This window comes from Parasegetibacter sp. NRK P23, assembly GCF_023721715.1.
In the GTDB taxonomy this organism is placed as follows: domain Bacteria; phylum Bacteroidota; class Bacteroidia; order Chitinophagales; family Chitinophagaceae; genus Parasegetibacter.
In genome coordinates, this window is record NZ_JAMDLG010000001.1 from 2,348,663 (window position 1) to 2,368,539 (window position 19,877).

At 49.0% G+C, this 19,877-nt stretch carries 13 protein-coding genes; 5 read left to right on the forward strand and 8 right to left on the reverse strand.

All coding sequences use genetic code 11. From position 1 onward, the window contains the following. Positions 1-12: 12 nt before the first annotated feature. Both M4J38_RS09500 and M4J38_RS09505 read right to left on the reverse strand, forming a co-directional pair. A complete protein-coding gene (locus tag M4J38_RS09500) occupies positions 13-3,201 on the reverse strand; it encodes a TonB-dependent receptor (protein WP_251759319.1) in 3,189 nt (1,062 codons plus the stop codon). A 341-nt stretch (positions 3,202-3,542) separates the two neighbouring features. After that, positions 3,543-7,673 carry a two-component regulator propeller domain-containing protein gene (locus M4J38_RS09505; protein ID WP_251759320.1) on the reverse strand — a complete coding sequence of 1,377 codons (4,131 nt, stop codon included), beginning with the start codon at positions 7,671-7,673 and terminating at the stop codon, positions 3,543-3,545. 176 nt (positions 7,674-7,849) lie between these two features. Here M4J38_RS09505 and M4J38_RS09510 point away from each other — a divergent pair, with 176 nt between their 5' ends. Next, positions 7,850-8,641, forward strand: coding sequence for a HipA family kinase (locus M4J38_RS09510; RefSeq protein ID WP_251759321.1), 792 nt, complete (start codon positions 7,850-7,852; stop codon positions 8,639-8,641). Further along, positions 8,619-9,002: a DUF3037 domain-containing protein gene (locus M4J38_RS09515; RefSeq protein WP_251759322.1), complete on the forward strand. Its 384-nt coding sequence runs from the start codon at positions 8,619-8,621 to the stop codon at positions 9,000-9,002. The genes M4J38_RS09510 and M4J38_RS09515 overlap by 23 nt, the downstream gene beginning before the upstream one ends. Before the next feature lie 3 nt (positions 9,003-9,005). On the opposite strand, the gene M4J38_RS09520 is transcribed toward M4J38_RS09515, so the two are convergent. Continuing rightward, a complete protein-coding gene (locus M4J38_RS09520; RefSeq protein ID WP_251759323.1) occupies positions 9,006-9,305 on the reverse strand; it encodes a GNAT family N-acetyltransferase in 300 nt (99 codons plus the stop codon). A 71-nt stretch (positions 9,306-9,376) separates the two neighbouring features. Here M4J38_RS09520 and M4J38_RS09525 point away from each other — a divergent pair, with 71 nt between their 5' ends. Then, positions 9,377-10,225, forward strand: a complete 849-nt coding sequence (locus M4J38_RS09525) for an SRPBCC domain-containing protein (protein WP_251759324.1) — start codon at positions 9,377-9,379, stop codon at positions 10,223-10,225. 10 nt (positions 10,226-10,235) lie between these two features. Here the strand turns inward: M4J38_RS09525 and M4J38_RS09530 are convergent, their stop codons facing one another. Beyond that, on the reverse strand, positions 10,236-11,315 hold the full coding sequence (locus M4J38_RS09530; RefSeq protein WP_251759325.1) for a glycoside hydrolase family 76 protein: 1,080 nt from the start codon (positions 11,313-11,315) through the stop codon (positions 10,236-10,238). 77 nt (positions 11,316-11,392) lie between these two features. Beyond that, complete coding sequence (locus tag M4J38_RS09535; RefSeq protein ID WP_251759326.1) at positions 11,393-12,226, reverse strand: alpha/beta fold hydrolase; 834 nt, start codon at positions 12,224-12,226, stop codon at positions 11,393-11,395. 75 nt (positions 12,227-12,301) lie between these two features. Here M4J38_RS09535 and M4J38_RS09540 point away from each other — a divergent pair, with 75 nt between their 5' ends. Both M4J38_RS09540 and M4J38_RS09545 read left to right on the forward strand, forming a co-directional pair. Continuing rightward, entirely contained in the window at positions 12,302-12,553 is a 252-nt protein-coding gene (locus tag M4J38_RS09540; RefSeq protein ID WP_251759327.1) for a hypothetical protein, read from the forward strand. Positions 12,554-12,677: 124 nt separating this feature from the next. Then, positions 12,678-13,043, forward strand: a complete 366-nt coding sequence (locus M4J38_RS09545) for a hypothetical protein (protein ID WP_251759328.1) — start codon at positions 12,678-12,680, stop codon at positions 13,041-13,043. Between the two features lie 221 nt (positions 13,044-13,264). On the opposite strand, the gene M4J38_RS09550 is transcribed toward M4J38_RS09545, so the two are convergent. The 3 genes from M4J38_RS09550 to M4J38_RS09560 form a co-directional block, all read right to left on the reverse strand. Next, a complete protein-coding gene (locus M4J38_RS09550; RefSeq protein WP_251759329.1) occupies positions 13,265-14,680 on the reverse strand; it encodes a TolC family protein in 1,416 nt (471 codons plus the stop codon). Positions 14,681-14,784: 104 nt separating this feature from the next. Further along, complete coding sequence (locus M4J38_RS09555) at positions 14,785-17,937, reverse strand: efflux RND transporter permease subunit (RefSeq protein WP_251759330.1); 3,153 nt, start codon at positions 17,935-17,937, stop codon at positions 14,785-14,787. A gap of 25 nt (positions 17,938-17,962) precedes the next feature. Continuing rightward, entirely contained in the window at positions 17,963-19,096 is a 1,134-nt protein-coding gene (locus tag M4J38_RS09560; protein WP_251759331.1) for an efflux RND transporter periplasmic adaptor subunit, read from the reverse strand. Positions 19,097-19,877 lie beyond the last annotated feature (781 nt).

Genomic DNA, 19,877 nt, shown 5'->3' on the forward strand with positions numbered 1-19,877 from the left:
TTTTCCTTCAGGTTAAAAATTCACTTCCAATCCAAGACTGTACACCGATTGGATCGGGTATCCCAAACCGTTACCGCCCATTTCAACGTCCCACAATTTAAAATCGCTCAGCACAAAGAGGTTGGTGGCGGACAGGTATGCCCTTACACCTGATATACCCACGGCGGGTATTTTTCCGAAAGTGTAACCCAGGTCCACACTCTTCAACCGGAGGAAATCACCATTGCGCATCCACCAGGTGGAGGTCTGGTTGTTGGGGTTTACCCTCCAGGTACTGAGGCGGGGCCAGAAAGCATAGAGGTTCCTGTTCTCTTCGCTCCAGTGGTCGTTGGCGATCACGTTCAGCAAGCCATTCTGGAAGCCACCTTCCTGGAAGAAGGGCTGGATGGCCGCGGGGTTGATGAAGAAGGAAGAGCGGGCCGATCCCTGGAAGTAGAAGCTGAAATCAAGTTTCTTGTAACTCATGGACGCACCGAAACCATAGATAATTTCCGGTTGTTGCGGATAACCGATGGCTACACGGTCATCGGAGGTGATCACGCCATCTCCGTTGATGTCGCGGTATTTGATGTCTCCCGCCATCAGCCCTGGATCATTGAACTGCGTGGGAGAGTTCGCCACTTCTTTTTCATCGATGAACAAACGCTCGGCGATATAGCCCCATGCCTGCGAAATGGACGAGCCGGCGGTGCGCAGGTGCGCAAGGCTCTCATCGTACAACAACTCATCCACCGTTATACGCTTGCTGGTGGCGTAAGTGAAAGTTCCCCGAAGGTTTCCATGAAAGTTTTTGCTGAAGGATTTCTGGTAGCTGGCGGAAAGGTCAACACCCTGCGTTTCAGACTTACCATAGTTGGCATATGGCACGGCCATCAGGCCCAGTGCGGACTCCACATATGTCTTGGGCAATAATATCTGGGAACGTTTCTGTTTGAACACATCCACGATCAGGTCCAGGGAGTTGAACAATTTCAGGTCCATCCCCAGGTTCAGTTGTCTTGATTTTTCCCAGGTGATACCGGCATTCGCGTAGCGGGAAATGGATACACCGGGGCGGTAATAAGTAGCGGTACCATCGTTCCTGCCAAAGGAAGCGCCGAAGCCGCCATCGTTGAGGTTTACATTAGACAGGTAGAAGAAGCGGTCGTTCACGTTGCCGATCTGGTCGTTACCCACCACGCCGTAGGTGGCCCTGAACTTCAGGTCAGTGATCACGTGCGAAAGGCCATCAAAGAATTTCTCATTAGAAATTTTATAGCCGATACCGCCTGAAGGGAAGAAACCGAAGCGGTTGCGGGAATCAAACCTTTCGGACCCGTTGTACCCGAAGTTGAACTCGGCGAGGTAACGGTCATCGAAACCGTATGTCATCCTTCCGGACAAACCGCTGTTCCTGCTGGGTAAGGAAGAAGCTACGGTTCCGGCGTTACCGGTTTCATAACTTGACATGTAATAAATCAATGACCCACCAACGCGGTGCTTCTCAGCGAAAAGCCTGTTGTAAGTAAGGGTTCCTTCCAGCCAAAGCCTGGAATCCACTACTTTTCCCCCTTCACCATATCCCAGGTATTCGGTACCGGTTGTTCCCACAGAGGTGGCTGAACCATCGTTCAATACCATGATATCATAGGATTTACCATCTTCTCCCACCACACTATTATAGTAAAAAGGATTGTAAGACCTGTTCACATCAAAATAGGAATACCTTCTGAGGTAGCCCATGGTACGGAAACTCAGTCCTTTGGTAAGGAAGTCGAGGTCCTGCTTCAGTTCTAACTGAGGTTGCACATTTGAGGTCTTATACACGCTATAGCCCCGCACCATTTCGGCGTATGGGTTAACATAGAGGGTGGAGGTAAGTTGTCCGTTGGCCTGGGTGAGCGCGGAGCCGAAAAGCGGATGATCCACATACGGCCTTTTCTCCCTTGGGTAAAGGGCGGGAAACATCACCGGATTGGAGCGGCGCGCATAGTCGAAAATAGCAGCACCTCCGCCTATGGGTCCGCTATAATCATCAAACTGGCCATATAAACGCACCACCAGTTCAGTACCCTCCCGAAGGTTCAGAGTAACAGTGGAACGGAGTGAATATTTTGAAAGTTTGATGTTGTTGTTGAAATCATTGATGGGGTCCACTTTCAGCACCCCGTTGTCGCGACCATAAGAGGCGGCCACATGGTATTTAGCACGGGGCGTTCCACCGTTCACACTCAGGTAGTTGTTCTGGTTGATGGTATTTTTCCTGATGAGCTGATCGATCCAGTTGTTGCTGGGGTAAAGAAAAGGATCATCTCCATCGATGGTGTGGTTGATCTTATTGGGAGAATACGGCAGGATAGCGTTCGGGGAACGGGTAAGCGCGGCCTCATTGGCCAGTCGCATATAAGTAATATTATCCGCCATATCGAAATTCTTCGTATTGGAAGACATCCTGGTTTCACTTCTTAGGAAGAATTTGGCCACGCCTTCCTTACCGGTTTTTGTATTCACGAGTATCACCCCATTCGCGCCGCGTGCGCCATACACTGAAGCGGCGGCGGCATCTTTCAATACGGAAAAATCAGAAATATCATCGGGTTGAATCCGCGCAAGGTCGGTTGGAGAAGACTCCACCCCATCAATCAGGATGAGCGGATCCTGTTTACCAGTTCCGAACGTAGACAATCCCCTGATGTAAAACGCGGAGTTATCCGTTCCACGCCCCGGCTCACCGCTTTGCTGGAAAGAGATCATCCCCGCCACGCGGCCCGCAAGCTGGTTGGTAAGGTTCCCGGTTGGACCGGTGAGGTCCTTCACGCTTACAGTAGTAATGGAACTTACCAGGCTCGACTTCTTCTGCGTGCCACCGAAACCGATTACGGTTACTTCCCCAAGGTCAGCGTTCAGCGGGATCATCTTAACGGCCAGTTCAATCACCCCGTTGGCAATGTTCTTTCCCGAAAGGGCCACCACTTCTTTCTGGTAACCTGTAAATGTAAACTCCAGAATGGCGTCTGACGCCACTGCTGCTTTAAAACGTCCCAGTTCGTCGGTCACGAACTTTTGCGTTTTACCTGAAACGGCGATGCTTACGTTAGGCAATCCGCCAACACTATCGGCCACCGTTCCCTGAACGGTCACCTGCTGCTGGGCAACAGCGCTGTGGAACACGAAGAGCAATATCCACATCACCCAAAAACGGCTATTTTTCCTGAAACTCATGTAATGGTTTGTTGTAATTGATGAATGGGCAGTGCAGGCACGGCAAACCCGTTACACGGGGGAGCCACGCGTTCACGACCTGAATCCGGGTAATGTTACCGCCGTTTAAGAACCGGAGGCGGAACCGTACCGAACTGAAATTTTCTGAAATAATGGTAAAAAGGATGGTTTGTCCCTGCAAGGGGGAGCCTGTGGGAAAGCCCGGAATTTTCTCATTTTATATGGCAATTTTGGTTTCGTTACTTGGGTGCTGATGCAATATTAACCTCGTTGCACCCGATTTTAACCCTCATTTTCTCCCAATTGGGGGTACAATTTCGTATTTCCCCTGTTGAAGCTGATTATTTCCGTTTGTTTGTGGTGTCCGTAAGGTGGTAGGACCGGCCAAAAGCTTTCCTGTACTTTCGTATGTACTCTGATGGCGTAACCCCGAACTGCCTGGTAAACTGCTCCCTGAAGTATTTAATGCTGCTGATGCCCACCTGGAAAGCCGCTTCGTTCACATTCGAGGGGGTATGAATTAATATTTCAGCTGCCTTCCGGAGCCGTATAAAGCGGATAAAGGCGTTTACCGATTGTCCGGAAATGGATTTCACTTTTTTATACAGGGCGGAATGACTCATGCCCAGTTCCGAAGCGAAAAGTTTTACGTTGAATTGTTCATCGTCTATATGCCGCTCCACAATGGCCATACATTTTTCGAGGAACTCCTTGTATTCGGCAGGTATTTTCAGCGGATTATCCTGGAGGGTGACTTCATTGTAGAAATAGTGCTGGAGATTGGACCTGTTCTTCAATAAGGATTGTACCCTTGCGAGCAGCAGGTCTTTGTCGAACGGTTTGGTGAGGTAATCATCCGCCCCGGTTTCCACGGCTTTCAGTTTCATCTCCTGGGAAGCGCTGCCGGTGAGCAGGATCACCGGAATAAAGTTGAGCGCGGGATCCTTTTTTAATATGCCGCAGAGTTCCACGCCATTCATGCCGGGCATGTTTACGTCGCAGAGGATCATGTCGGGGAGATGCCGTCTGGCGAGAACCAGCCCTTCCTCTGCGTTTTCAGCCGTGTACACCGTGAAACCGGTGAACATCCCGGCGATGTATTGCCTGATCTGCGGATCATCATCCACTACCAGCAGCCCGGGTTCTTCTCCGATAATGGCTTCCTGCTTTGCTTCCAACCTGATTTCTTCCGCCACACAAAGTTCATCTTCCACCAATTCGTTGAGCAAACCGTTGCCGGAAGCCGCCTTTTCTTCTACAATGGCATCCTGCAAATGGTCATTTCCTTTGCGGAAGGTGATGGTAAATTCCGTACCGGCACCTTCCCGGCTTTCATAATCAATATCAGCCTTCAGTTCATCTACAAACTGCTTCACCAGGTACAGTCCGATACCAAATCCGGGTTTGGCCACTCCCGGCTGCTCCACCTGGTAAAAGCGCCCGAACAATTTGTCGCCCACATGGGCGGGTATCCCTGCACCTGTATCCGCTACTTTTAATACCACCTGTTCTTTTTCCTCTGACAAGCCAACAGTAATTTTTCCACCGGCTGGGGTGTATTTCATTGCATTGGACAATAAATTGTACAGGATAATTTCCAGTTTTCCCCTGTCACCGAATAAGGCGACTTGTGGTTCGGCGCACTCGAATACCAGTTCAATCTGCTGAAGCCTGGCCTGCTGGGTGAATGCCTGGTAGACTTCCTCACACAATTCCCGGAAATTCAACTCGCTTACTTTCAATTGCTCTTCCATTCCATCGGATTTACGGAAAAGCAGCAATTGGTCCACCAGGCTCAACAGGCGGCGCGCATTCCTGTACACGATCTGCAATTCATCGGCGGGCGCGTCTTCTTCCTCCCGCTTCCGGCGGATCATATCTTTCAGCGGATTGATGATTAAGGTAAGCGGCGTGCGGAATTCGTGCGAGATATTGGTGAGGAACGAGATGCGTCTTTCGTTGATCTCTTTTTCCTGGTTGCTTTTTACCTTTTCCATTTCATGCTCGGCCCGCTCCTTTTCAGCGTTCAGCTTCACGAGTCTCATTTCGTAAGACAACTGCTGCTGCCTTGCCCTGTAGCGGAGCAATACATAAAAACCGATGGCTGCAAGTATAAGATAAGCCGCATAGGCCCACCAGGTGCGGTACCAGGGCGGTAATACGGTAATGGGTAAGCGAATTTGTCCCGGGTTCCAGACACCATCAGCATTGGTAGACCTGATGTGCAGCACATAATTCCCCTCCCGCAACCTGGGATAACTCACCTGCCGTTGTTTGCTCGCTTCATGCCAGTTCTTATCCCAGCCTTCCAGGAAGTAGGCATAACTTACTTTTTCCGGTGCGGAAAACTCCAATGCCGCGAAACTTACGGTTACCGATGCATCATCATAAGGTACTTCCAGTGCAACCGGCTCGTTCTTTTCATTCTTCACATACCGGTTGCCTTCGCGAAGTGGAAGGTTGTTGATGCTTAATGCAGTAAGCGACAACGGTGGCATGTACGACCGCGGCACAATGGATGACGGGAAAAAAATATTTGCGCCGCCAATACCCCCCAGGAGAAATTCACCAGATTTTAACCTGAGCGCCGCGTTGTGCAGGAACTGGTTGCTTTGTAAACCATCGGAAGAGAAAAAACGGGTGAAGGTATTTGAAGCGGGGTCGAATTTGGTGAGGCCGTTGAACGTGGTGAGCCACAACACCCCCTTATCATCTTCCAGTATTCTGAGGATGGCATTATTACTTAATCCATCCTCATCACTCCAACGCTTCAGTATTTTACCTGTCTTCCTGTCGTATTGCATCAGCCCGGCTCCTTCGGTACCAATCCAGAAACGGCCTTTTTTGTCTTCATGCAATGCCCTTACGGGTTTGCCGATGTCTACATACTGGTGCTGGTGATTTTGCTTATCGATCCGCACCAGGTAATAACAATCGCCGGCCCACATGGTACCGGCCCTGTCCTCATAAAGAGAGAACAGGTCATTTAGTTGCTGGTCGAAGGGAAGAAAACTGTTTTTCTCCGGATCATACCTGTACAGTTTTCCAGCGCTAAAGGTGGATACCCACAAAACATGGTCGCGGTCTTCGAGGAACTGCCAGGCATTGGGGTTAACAATTTTTTCCCCGCTGTTGAAGCAGGTATAATGCTCAAATGTGCCGCTGTTTTTTTTGAAGCGGTTCACACCGCCACCGAAAGTAGCCACCCATATTTCCCCACGGCTATCCTCATAAATATTCGTAACCTGGTTGTTGCTGAGTGAGGAGGCATCTCCTGGACGGTGCCTGTAATGCACCACCGTATTCAATTTTCGGTTCCACCGGGTTAAACCGCCACCTTCCGATCCGATCCAGATGTACCCTTCAGAATCTTCGCAGAAGGAAGAAGTGAAATTGTTCGCCGGCAACTCCTTGTTGCCCGTGAACGTGAGGTCCACGGCGCGGAACCTGGTTTTGAAAGGATCCATGACGTTCAGACCGCCTTTCATGCTTCCCATCCATATTCTTCCTTCGCGATCCTCGTAAACACTCAATACCGACTCGCTGTTGAGCATGTACTTCCCTTCCCCGTATTTCAATTCATCCCGCCCCAGGCCATCACCCCTGAAAATAGTGACACCACCACCTTCCGAGGGTATCCAGAGGTTTCTGCGCCCATCAAAAGCGATGCTGGTGATTGTTCCGGTAATGCCGTTGCTCCTGTTGTCGCGGGTAAGTTTTTTTGAAGCGGGATCGAAACGGAACACGCCTGCGTCCGACGCAAGCCATATTTCACCCTGCTCCCCCACAGCCATACTCCTTACGAGAGGAATGGGCGGATGCACCAGCATCAGTTTTCCCTGCTTTGGATCATACCTGCACAACCCGATATCGTTCAATACCCATACCCGCTGCGCACGATCCACATCTATATCGAAAGCATTATAAAAATACGTTTCAGCACCATTTACCTGCACCGGCACCACCTTTGCGGCATCGCCCCCCGCCTGCTGCACCATAAAACCCAACCCGTTTGAGCCGATGTACACGTTCCCTTTCTCATCGGCCGCCACCGCATTAACACTGGTGATGATGCGTTTCTTTTTACCGTCTCTTGGATCAGAAAAACGGGCGGGCGTAAAAACATCCGTGGGCGGGTCATATATACCGATCCCCTGCCCTGTTCCGATCCACAAACGGTTTGATTTATCTTCCGCGATACTGTAAATGAAATTGTGGGAGAGCGAAAGAGAGTCGCCCGGTCTGTTCCTGAACACCTTAAAATCGTAGCCATCATAGCGGTTCAGGCCATCGTAGGTACCAAACCACATGTAGCCGTTATGGTCCTGGAAAATACAGCGTATTGAATTATTGGAAAGGCCTTGTTCTATGCCAAGTTTGTAAACAGGCTCCTGGGCCATGGCGGTGTTTTGTGCGCACCAAATCAACAAACACAACACCACCGAAGTGTATTTATGGCAAGTGATATTCATAGTAGCAATCCAGTTTTGGCTCCCGAATTCAATCGTTAGAACAAACTTATTTAAAATAATTGTCTTTTTTACATTTATTTTAACACTTACAGCAAAATTCACCTAAGCCATTCATGCTCTAAGGATTATGAAATTCCTCCGCAAAGTTCCTTTTCTTTGCAGCAGGAATACCTTTTATGGCTTTATTTGCTCCGCAACTCAGAACAGTAAACGTGACCCGTTACATCACCCCGTTACGGGAGGGCGGTTCCCTGCCTGCCATTACCGAAGCAGACGATGGTTTTATGTATGTACTGAAATTCAGGGGTGCGGGACAGGGTTCCCGTGCACTGATCGCCGACCTGATAGGCGGAGAAATGGCCAGACTGCTTGGGTTCCGCGTTCCGGAACTGGTTTTCGCCCAACTGGATGAGGCTTTTGGCAGAACAGAGCCTGATGAGGAAATCCAGGATCTCCTGAAAGCGAGTGTGGGCCTGAACCTGGCACTGCACTACCTTTCCGGCGCCATCACCTTCGATCCCAACGTTACGAAACTGCCTTCCCGTACCGCATCCGAAATTGTGTGGATGGACGCCTTCCTGATGAATGTGGACCGTACCCCCCGGAATACCAATATGCTGGTATGGAACCGGGAACTGTGGCTGATAGACCACGGCGCCTCACTTTATTTCCACCATACCTGGACCAATTGGGAAGAACAAAGTACCAAACCCTTTGTGCAGGTGAAAGACCATGTACTGCTCCCCTATGCCACGGATATTGAAGCAGTGGATGAAGACTTTAAAAAGCTGCTCACACCGGAACATATCCGTGCCATCACAGAACTCATCCCCGACGAATGGCTTACGCACCATGAAAGCAGTGTTCCTGAGCAAAAGAATATTTATGCCCGTTTCCTGGAGAACAGGCTGCTCCATTCCCGAAACTTTGTAAACGAAGCCCTCCATGCAAGGAAAGCACTTATATGAATATGCCGTAGTAAGGGTGGTACCACGCGTTGAAAGGGAGGAATTTGTAAACGTGGGGGTGATTCTTTATTGCAAGAGCCTGCGTTTCCTGGAAACGAAGTTCCACATCAACCACGAACGCATACATGCGTTTTCCGACGCGGTGGATTGCGATGAGATCAGCCATCACCTGAACGCGTTCAGGGAAATAAGTCTGGCGCTGCCCGGTAGCGGCCCCATTGGCGCATTGGATGCGGCGGCGCGTTTTCGCTGGCTCACAGCCACGAGAAGCACGGTGGTGCAATGTTCCAAAGTGCACCCGGGATTCTGCGAAGACGCTGCCACCACCCTGGAAGAACTTTTCCAGAAACTGGTGTTGTAATTTTTATCCTTTGGGTTCATGCGCCAGCACGCGGTTCCATTCCGGGTGCTTCTTCAGGAACGCGAGTACATATACACAAAGCGGGATCACCTTCAGTCCGTTCTCTTCCGCAAAAGTAAGCGCCGCGGTTACCAGTTTGGGCGCGATGCCCTGTCCCTGCATGGTTTCAGGCACTTCGGTATGGATGAGCATTAACTGGCGGCTCGTTTTTTTATAATCAATGAACGCCGTTCCTGACGGTGTGGTCCATTCAAAATGATGTTCCTGTTCGTTATCGGAAAATTCCGGTGGAAAATCTTTCATATCGCTTTTCAAAAAGTAAAATAAAAATCCATGCGGATAAAGTAAATTGAAGGTAATTAAACCGGATCAATATGGAAGCATTGGTGAAAGAAATACACCTTACCGCACCCGCCTCAAAAATATGGAAAGCCATTACCGACAAAACCCAGATGAAAGAATGGTATTTCGACCTGGCAGAATTCAAAGCGGAGCCCGGGTTCACCTTTGAATTTGATGGCGGAACGGAAGCACATACTTATACACATATTTGCGTTATAACGGAAGTGGTTCCGCAACACAAACTCGCCTACAGCTGGCGCTACAAAGGATATGAGGGAGATTCACTGGTTAGTTTTGAATTATCTGAAGAAGCGAACGGCACGTTGTTAAGACTAACCCATAGCGGACTGGAAACATTTCCGGCCGACAATCCTGATTTCGCGCGCAAAAACTTCGAGGCGGGGTGGAATGAGATCATCGGCACTTTATTAAAAGAATATGTTGAAACGGCGCGTATTGTACTTTCCATAGAAATAAACGCAGCACCTGCAAGGACCTGGGCCGTACTCACCGGAACTGAAACCTTGCGCCAATGGGCCGCCGCCTTCGGAGAAGGCACCTGGGCCGAGACCAACTGGGCGCAGGGATCGGAAGTAGTATGGAAAGACAACGATGGCAACATGGGCGCGAAAGGGATTATTCTCCTTAACGAACCCGCATCGCTGTTAAAGACAGGTTATTATGATGACATCAACAGCGTTCCCCCCACACCGTTAGGAGAATACACTGAAATATTTGCCCTGGCTGAAAAAGCCGGTGGCACCATACTTTCCACGGATGCCGGTCCGCTGTCGCTGAAGCACATCAAAGTACACCAGCCGATGTGGGAAGAAGCGTTGCAACGCATTAAAAAAATCGCCGAAGGCAATAAGGTTGTGTAGCGCCATCAACCTACTTTAGCATACCACGTCTTTGCATCGCGGCGAACCTGGCCAGCATTTCCAGCATGCCACCCTGCGCCACCAGGTCGAGTTCCTTTTCTTTTTTAAATAGGCCGTTCGCGGATTTCTGGTGAAGTATTTCATGGTCAAGGCAGGCACGGAAAGCGACTATATGCGTTGTATCAGCATCGTGCCGCAGCAGGTGCTCGTATCCCCGCAACAGCACCGCGTTGAACCAGTAAGCATCGAGGAATTTTTCACCGGAAAGAAAATACGCCGTGGCAGCCTTTGCTATGCTTCGCGCCTCGGTAAGATAAGCTGTATCACCCGTTGCTTCATATAAATACACATTAGCCTGCAACATCGTACCTGCGTTATAGGAGAACATCCATTTTACAAGTTTGCCACCTGGCACTTCAATGTTATCGTAAAAAACGCCATTGGGCGCTTTCAGTTGTTGATTGGTCCATTTGTATAAAAGCAGGGCCGTATCGAGATAGGCCTTTTCTTTTGTAGCATGGTGCAACTGCAGGGCAAGCAATATGCCCGGTCCATTGCTGCAGGTGTTCTTGGATTTTTTCTCATCTTCCTTCCAGTACAATCCTCCTCCTGAGATGGTATCGTATCCTGTCATCATGAAGCGATAGATCAATTTCCCGGTTTCGAGGTATGCCTTTTTTCCTGTACGTTCATAGGTGTCCATGGCGGTGATGCCGATCCATTGGTTATCGTCGTAAAAGCGGGAGCCGCCACCTTTCTCCATGGGGTAAGAAGCATAGCCCGGAGCCGGGGAACGGGGATCGAGGTATTTGCCGATCACCATATACACCTGCTTCATCAACGGCGCATCCCTGGCTTCATTGGAAGCCTGAAGCATAGCGCAAAGTGGCCACAGGTAAGACACAGGACGGCCATCTTTTTCGGGATGAACGGTTTCTTTATAATAGCCTTCCTTTTGCAGAAAGAAATATTGTTGAATGTTCCGGCTGAGCGCCTTCATTTCCGCCTTGTAATTCACCTGCGCAGTTGCAGGTTGAAAAGAAATAAAGCAAAGAAAAAAAAGCAGGGTAAGAAGACATATCCGTTTCATGCAAAATACATTGCCGCGAAGTTAACCGCTTCCCACGTTAATTGTGTTATTTGTACCAAAACATCCCGGGCAAAAAATCATTCCAAGCCAAGCAGAAACTCCGTGACCTTTTTCACCCTTGTGAGGTGCAGCAGGTGTCCGGTTCGCGGCAGCATGGTTACCTGTATGCTTTGGGCGTGCACGAAATGTTGCCGCATATAAGCTACGTTCTCCGGAGGCACCATTTTATCGGTGGCCCCATGGAGAATATATACCCGGGCACGAATGCGGTCCAGTTTCTGCGCCAACAGTTTCAGGTCGTTCTTAAGGTACCACAATTCAATATTACTCTGGGGAAAAGCGCCGGGCAATAACGAGCGGAGCGGCTCCCTGTTCAACAATGGCCGCCAGGATTCTTTCTTTTCCAATGCAGGATCCAATGCGCCAGACATAATCACCAATCCATGCACCAGTTCAGGGTAATCGGCTGCAAGAATAGCCGCAACAGGCCCACCCAATGAATGGCCGGCCACAAACAAAGGTTTTCTATTGCGAAGGGCGTACAATACTGGCCCCAACAAACGCGACTGCTCCTCCAACGGATAGGATGTTCCAAAATTACTAAGCCCAAACCCCGGACGGTCCACCGCCACCACGCGGAATTTCTCCAGCAATGCCGCACTCCTGAGGTAAGGAAGGTATTCCCTGCTGCCCCCCGGACTGCCATGTAAGATAACGAGCGTGGGCATAGTATCCGATCCGGTTACGGTATAGTGTATACGATCATTTCCATAGGTCAGCATTACAGAACGGGCATCCACCCCAGCACGATTCAGCTTCCGCAACATCTTACCCTCTTCCATCCTGAAGGTGAAACAGGAGGAAAAACAAAGCATGGAAACCATATATACCAATAACTTTGATCGAAGCATGATACAGGATTGAATGGCAGAGCCCACAAAAGGCCTATCTTTCACCAATATAAAAAATATCAGCCACCACCTGCTATGTTCGATGTATTTGACCTGGAACTTCACCACCTGGGAACCGACTATTCCTTTGCCACCCAATTGCAGCAAACGGGGTATTCACACCGGTTCATCGTTAATATACAGGATTGTACATTTCATTTTGAACCCGATGATGAGGGCAACTACCGGGCAATAATACCCTATGGAGCAGATGAAAAGGCTTATATGAAAACGGACCCCGGGCTGCTTAGTGCGGTAGCGGAAAAAATCCGGGAAATACTTACCTGAACATTTCATTAACAGTTGCCATAAAACCCTGTTAATGAAATCCTCAACATCCTTTGTTTAACAAGTTGTTAGTAAGCTTTGGGCGGATATTGACTTCCTATCTCCAAACCCAAAATTTACAACTATGAAAAGGGCAATTTTACTCCTGATGCTGGCCAGTACATTTGTGTTAAGCAGTTGCAGCAAGGTGCTCATAGACAACAACCCGGATCCCCAGGAATGGATGCGTACGCACGAGCGGGGTACCGTTGCTTATGTGGACCATTTTACCGGAAACTATATTGTAGAAACTTTCAGAGGATATTCAGTGGTCGAGTCACTGAACGGCGTTGCGCCCCGCGACTTTGACCTTGAATACGCCAATTTCAACAGTTGGGGCGTTCAAACCACGTACAACAGAACAGGTAATTACTTTACCCAGGTAAGGATCGTAGAATCCCGGCTCAGCTGGCAGGATGCCCTGTATGTTTTCGACCAGATCAATTATTAAAAAAACAAAAGCCCCGGTAGACACCGGGGCTAATAATGGTTAAACCATTAAACCTTATCCTATGAAAGCACAAATGTATATGAAAGAAGTAAATATCACAGCTTTTCGGAGGTTAAAATTTATCCAGCTCTAATATTATGCCTTTTATGGGCTTTATGCTGTCCGATAAGGGCATACGATCAATAAAATCATTTCATATATTCTTTGCCACCATCATTTTATCAATTCCAGCCCCCACCCAGGGAGCGGTACAATTCAACCCCCGCAGTAAGATGCGCTGTTTTTACGGCCACAAGGTCAAGTTCGCTTTGTAATACATTTGCCTGTGCGGTAATCACTTCCAGGTAGCTTGCTTTCCCATTCGCAAAAAGCAGGGTGGCGTTTTGAATCGCTTTTTGCAGGGTTTGCGTGCGGTTCGCTGCGATGAGCTCCTGTTCCTTCAGTTTCTCCAACTGTACCAATGCATCGCTTACTTCCCCAACGGCGGTAAGTACGGTACCGCGGAAACGGATCACGGTGTTTTCCCTTTCTATCAGCGCCAGTTCATATTGCGTCCTCAGTTGTTTTTTCAAAAAGAGCGGTTGTGTTAAACCTCCGGCCACCGTTCCGAAGAGCGAAGCAGGTAAGTTAAACCAGTTGCTTGCTTTGAAAGCGTTCAGTCCGCCGGAAGCCGTAATACTCAGCGAAGGGTACATATTTGCCCTGGCAATGCCTGTTCTTGCATTGGCGATGGCAAGCGCGAGTTCCTGCGACTTTACATCGGGCCTTCTTCCCAGTAAGGTGGCCGGTACACCCGCGGTAAGCGCGCCCGCGAATGAGGCGCTGGCTGGCAACGGACTGCGTTGGATGCTACCGGGCAGTTTCCCCGAGAGGATACTCAGCGCGTTTTCACGGATAGCGATTTGCTGTTCCAGCAATGGGACCAGTTGCTGCGCCGCCATCTGCTGTGCTTCTGCCTGTTGCACACCCGCCAGGGTTACTTCGCCCGCGTTGTATTGCAAACGAATGATGCGGAGTGTGCTGTCGTTGAGCAAAATGTTATTTTTTGCGATGCGCAGTTGCTCGTCCAGCATCTGCAGGTTAAAATAACCTTTCGCCAGGTTCGCCACTATATTGGTCTGAATGGCTTTACGCGCTTCCCCGGTTTGGAGAAAAGCGGCCAGGGCTGCGGCTTTTTGGTTCTTTATCTTGCCCCAGATATCCGCTTCCCAGGAAAGCCCGACTGCCGCGGTAAAATCTTCCACATGGGTGGTGCCGAGGAACTGGCTGGCGCTCAAACCGTTCAGACTATTGTCTGACGGGCGGTTTGAACTGGCCATAACCTGTAAACGCACATCGGGAAGGTAGGCGTTCTTCAACTGCTTCAGGGTAAGTTGCGCGGCTTCCATATTTTTAAGGGCCACCTGCATATCATAGTTCCTGATAATAGCGGTATCTATCAGTGCCAGCAACCGGCTGTCTGTAAAAAACGCTTTCCAATTCACTGCCGCTACAGAAGCAGTATCGGATGTAGTCGCATAGCGGAAAGTATCCGGTAGAGGGATTTCCGTGGCCGAAGTATTCTTCGTTACATTACATGCGTTCAGGATCGAAAAGATCGCGATGGCAAGAATGGGTATATTCAGTAATTTTTTCATCTTTTTACTGTTGATTTTTTGCTGATGGAATGAAGGCCTGCATTAGCAGACCGCACTGGCATTACCTTACAGGCACTTCATTCATTTAAAACATATCAATTCAATCAGGCGGGTTCCAGCGCAAGTTCAGGTGTTTTTCTGCTGACCAGTTTCTCCTGGAGTCCCTGGAACACGATGAACAATACGGGGATGAAAAACAATCCCAGCAATACACCGCTCACCATACCGCCTGCGGCCCCGATGCTGATGGAGTGGTTACCCTGCGCCGATGGACCGGTCGCGAACATCATCGGGATCAGTCCCACAATAAACGCGAGAGAGGTCATGATGATAGGACGCAACCTCAGCCGCGCCGCTTCCAGTGCCGATTCCAGCAAAGTATATCCCATCCGGCGGCGCTGTGCCGCGAATTCAACGATAAGGATAGCGTTCTTCGCCAAAAGTCCGATCAGCATCACCAGTGCTACCTGCACATAGATGTTATTCGAGATGCCGGTCATACCAATCGCCGCGAACACACCAAATACACCTGTTGGAATGGAAAGAATTACGGCAAGGGGCAGTATATAACTTTCGTATTGCGCCGCCAGCAGGAAATATATGAACAGCAGAGAAAGGATGAAGATCACCGCGGATTGTCCGCCGGAACTGATTTCTTCCTTTGTCATCCCGGAGAATTCATAAGAATAACCGGAAGGCAATTGTTGCTGTGCTACTTCTTCCACGGCACGGATCGCGTCACCGGAACTGAAACCGGGTTTGGCCATGGCGTTCACACCGATAGAATTGAACAGGTTGTAACGCGAAGCGGTTTCCGGCCCATAAACCCTGTTCAGGCGCACGATTGTATTGAGCGGCACCATTTCGCCTTGCCTGTTCTTCACGAATACGGCGTCCAGCGCTTCGGGAGAGGCTCTTTCGGAGACATCGGCCTGCACCATTACACGGTAGTATTTCCCGAACCTGTTGAAATCGGAAGCCTGCGCACTGCCGAAATAGGCCTGCATGGTCTGCAATACATCGCGGAGGTTCACATCCAGTTGTTCCGCCTTCACTTCGTCCACTTCCATTTCCAGTTGCGGGTAATCAGCTTTGAAGGAGGTGAATGCCACGGCTATTTCCGGGCGTTTCATCAATTCCATGATGAAGTTGTTGGCCACGCCGCTGAATTTCTGGAGATCACCACCTGTTCTGTCCTGCAACACAAAATCAAGTCCGTCCACATTGCTAAAACCGGGCACTGTCGGGAAAGTGAACACAAAGAAGTTGGCGCCTTTAATCGCGGCCAGGCGTTGGTTCACATCTCCCATGATCGCGTTGATGTCTTTCAAATCTCCCCTTTCCTTTGCGGGTTTGAGCAGGATAAAGGCCACACCTGCGGAAGGACTTGTGGATTGCGTAAGGATATTGAATCCACCCAATCCCATCAGCGTTTTTTTAGACGGAAGCGCAGCCAGTTTCTCTTCCACTTCTTTTACGATCGCGTTGGTGCGGTCGAGGGAAGCCCCTGCCGGTGTGGCGATGGAGATGGCGATAAAGCCCTGGTCTTCTGAAGGAATAAACCCGGTCGGTGTTTTACGCACCATGTACACAGTGGAAACAATCACCAGCAGAAGCGCGGTCAAACTGGCCCAACGGTATTTTGTCATGAACCTGATGGATCCGGTGTACTTATTGGTGAGTTTATTAAAGCCTGAATTGAACCCGGCGAAGAACTTCTCTTTGAATGTTTTCTTGTTTCCGTGTGTGGAACCCTCGTGTTCTTTCAGGAAAAGCGCTGCCAACGCAGGACTCAGCGTTAACGCGTTCACCGCGGAAATCACGATGGCAATAGCCAGGGTAAAGGCAAACTGCCGGTAGAATACGCCGGTGGACCCTTCCATAAAACCTACCGGCAAAAACACCGCCGCCATTACCAGTGTGATGGAGATGATCGCGCCGGTGATTTCACTCATCGCGGATACCGTGGCTTTTTTGGGAGAAAGGTGTTCGTGTTCCATTTTTGCATGTACCGCTTCCACCACCACAATGGCATCATCCACTACAATACCAATGGCCAGCACCAGCGCAAACAACGTGAGCAGGTTGATGGAAAAACCAAGCAACTGCATGAAGAAGAAAGTACCGAGGATGGCTACCGGAACGGCGATCGCGGGAATAAGGGTGGAACGGAAATCCTGCAGGAAAAGAAACACCACAAGGAACACGAGAATGAACGCTTCGATCAAAGTTGTTTTTACCTGACTGATGGATTGATCGAGGGAGTCCTTCGTATTGTAAAGAATAAGGTGCTTCACATCTTTCGGAAAATCTTTCGCGGCCTTTTCCATCAATGCTTTGATCGCGATCTGTATATCACTGGAATTGGAACCCGCATTCTGGAAGATACCGATGTTCAGTCCCGGCAACCCCTCCACACGGGTATTGCTGCCGTAAGTATAGGACCCGAATTCCACCCTGGCCACATCTTTCAATCTAAGGATAGAACCATCACTGTTCGAGCGGATCACGATGTTTTCGTACTCATCGGGCTTACTGAGCTTCCCTTTGTATTTGATTACATATTCGAATGACTCCTTGCTGCTTTCGCCAAACCTTCCAGGCGCGGCTTCCAGGTTCTTATCGCGGATGGCGGCCATTACTTCCTGCGGAGTGAGGTTGTAAGAAGTAAGTTGCGCTGGATTCAGCCATACACGCATGGAATAATCCTTGCTGCCACCAAATACCACCGCCTGCCCGACACCGGGTATCCTTTTGATCTCCGGGATGATGTTGATCTGTGCGTAGTTGGTCAGGAAAGTCTGATCATATTTTTCTTTGTCTTCAGAAAAAAGGTCCACCACCATTACCAGACTGTTCTGTTGTTTCGCGGTGGTAATACCCGCCTGCACCACTTCAGCAGGTAGCTGACTGGTAGCCTGGGCCACCCTGTTCTGAACGTTCACCGCGGCCTGGTCGGGATCGGTACCCAGCTTAAAGAAAACGGTGATCACGAGTGAGCCGTCGTTACTGGCGGTGGAACTCATGTACAACATGTTCTCCACGCCATTAATGGACTCTTCAAGAGACGGCGCCACGGAACGCAGCACTGTTTCAGCGTTGGCACCGGGATACAGGGCCATAACCTGCACGGCGGGCGGCGCGATATCGGGGAACTGTTGGAGGGGAAGTTTGGTCAATCCTAACACACCCACGATCACCAGCAGGATAGAGATCACCGTGGCCAATACGGGGCGTTCAATAAATCGCTTTAACATAAAGGTTGTTTGTAAAATCTTAGAATTAGTTCTTTGCTACTTTATCGGTACTTTTTTCAGGCGAAATCACCACGCCTTCCTGGAGGTTTTCGAATCCTTTCACCACGATCTTATCACCGGCTTTAAGGCCTTCTTTTACCAGGTAATCCGTTCCTGTTTTTCCTTCGATCACGATGGGCTGTTTGGTGACTTTGTTCCCTTTATCTACCAGGAACACGAAGGTTTTATCCTGAATTTCCACCGTGGAAGCCTGTGGCACCAATACGGCGCCGGGGTGTTCCAGTTGCAGTTGCACTTTGCCGGTGTTGCCGGAACGCAGCAGGCCTTTCGCATTCGGGAAACTGGCCCTCAGGGTAATGGCCCCGGTTGTTTTATCAAATTGTCCATCCACCATATCTATCTTACCGGGTTCCGTATAAACGGATTGATCGGCCAGCCGCAATCCCACAGGTGGAACCTGTTTGAGTTTTTCCTCCACGGAGTTCCCTTTGTATTGCGATTTGAAGCGGATAAAATCACGTTCACCCAGGGAGAAATAGGCATGTACATTATGGATATCGGAGAGTAGCGTTAAGGCTTCGGTATCTGCAGGCGATACGAGGCTACCCTGCTTTTTGGGAAGACGGCCAATGTAACCACTCACGGGCGCTTTTATGGTAGTGTACCCCAGATTGATTTTAGCGGAGCCCACCATGGCACGCGCCTGTTCAGCATTTGCCAATGCCACATTGTGTGCGGCTTTAGCGGCTTTCAATTGAAATTCGGAGATAACTTTGTTTTCAACCAGCGGGGTCAGGCGATCCACTTCCAGCGCGGCGTTAATAACTGCGGCTTCCGCGGCGTGAAGTGTTCCCAGTGCACTGTTCAGTTGTTCGCGGTAAGGTTGGTCGTTCACTTTAAAAAGTGGTTGTCCTTCTTTCACAAAATCACCTTCGTCCACCAATACTTTTTCCAGGTTGCCACTTACCTGTGCGCGGATTTCAACATTCACCGCGCCTTGAATGGAAGCAGGATATTCTATGATTGTGGTGGTATTCTGTGCTGTTACTTCAAGCAGGGGCAGTACAGGCGCTTCAACTGCAGCACCGGGAGCAGCCTGGTTTTCACTGCAGGAAGAAAGAACGGAAAGTGCGAGCAGGCCGAGAAAAAACGATTTCATGATATTACTATTAAATAATTTAATGCCGTTAAATGATTGGGATGAAAAAGACCGGGGATTCCGGTTTGATGCTGTGTTTGTTTGCATGAGATTGAGTTTGAAGGATGGTTAGAAATTATCTTTAAAAAATTTTAATTGTAGTTGAGCATTGAATAAATAAGCATTTAGTGTTTTACGTGATTACCATTTCTTTCGATTACCTGGTTAAAGATTTACATGCTTTATTCGTTTTACCTGTTTTACCTGTTTTACCTGTTTTACCTGTTTTACCTGTTTTACCTGTTTTACCTGTTTTACCTGTTTTAAACGGTTAACCAGATTTAACCGCTTTTACCAGGTAATGCTTGTTAATCGTTTATCCAAGGTTTACCGTTTTTACCAGGTTTAAAAGCTTAAATACTTTATTCGTTTAACCCGTTTTACCTGCCTTAAATGGTTAACCTGATCTAATCGCATTTACCCGGATATGCATGTTAATCGTTTATCCAAGGCTTACCGTTTTAACAAGTTTTACAAGCTTAAATACTTTATTCGTTTAACCCGTTTTACCTGCTTTAAATGGTTAACCTGGTCTAATCCCTTTTACCCGGTTATGCTTGTTAATCGTTTATCCGAGGCTTACCGTTTTAACCAGGTCTAAAAGTTTTAAATACTTTATTCGCTTAACCCGTTTTACCTGCTTTAAACGATTAACCTGATCTAATCGCTTTTACCCGGTTATGCCTGTTAATCGTTTATAAAAAGCTTTCAGTTTATATTAGGTTTACTTCGTTATTCAAAT